Annotated in this window: 1 protein-coding gene; it reads left to right on the plus strand. The window is 50.7% G+C overall.

Annotation, left to right across the window (positions count from 1 at the left end; genetic code table 11):
- Window positions 1–716 (plus strand): AMP-binding protein (locus AC1DCV_RS35740; protein WP_477027676.1); only part of this gene is annotated, 716 nt, incomplete at both ends.

Consider the following 716-nt stretch of genomic DNA (forward strand, 5'->3'; position numbering starts at 1 on the left):
TATTATGTGATGTACACCTCGGGATCTACCGGTGTTCCTAAAGGCGTGATGGTTTGCCACCGGAGTGTGGTACGACTGGTACGCCCGGGCAGTTTTGCCACGCTGGACGGCAGTGAAATATTATTATCTACCGGGGCGGTATCCTTTGATGCTACTACGTTTGAATACTGGGGCATGTTACTGAATGGCGGCAGCCTCGTGCTGAGTAGCCGGGAAGTATTACTGGATACGCAACAGCTGGGCAAATTGATCCGGACCAAAGCCGTGAACATGATGTGGTTTACAGCCGGTTGGCTGAATCAGCTGGTGGAGGAAGATATCTATCTCTTTGGTGGTTTGAAGACAATACTGGCAGGAGGCGATAAATTATCCGCAGACCATATTCGTTTGTTGCAGCAGTTGTATCCGGATGTACGGATTATTAACGGTTACGGACCAACGGAGAATACTACTTTCTCGCTGACGTATGAGATACCGGCAAACGGGGATATCCTCATCGGTCGTCCTATCAATAACAGCACCGCTTATATCCTGGACAGTGCCCGGCAACTGGTGCCGGTAGGTGTGGAGGGAGAGATCTGTGTAGGAGGAGATGGACTGGGCCGTGGCTATCTCAATAATGCAGTGCTGACAGCGGAGAAATTTATTCCACATCCATTCCGGAGCGGAGAGCGGTTGTATCGTACAGGAGATCTTGGACGTTTGCTTCCTGACGG

The organism is Chitinophaga sp. 10T418 (assembly GCF_056394125.1).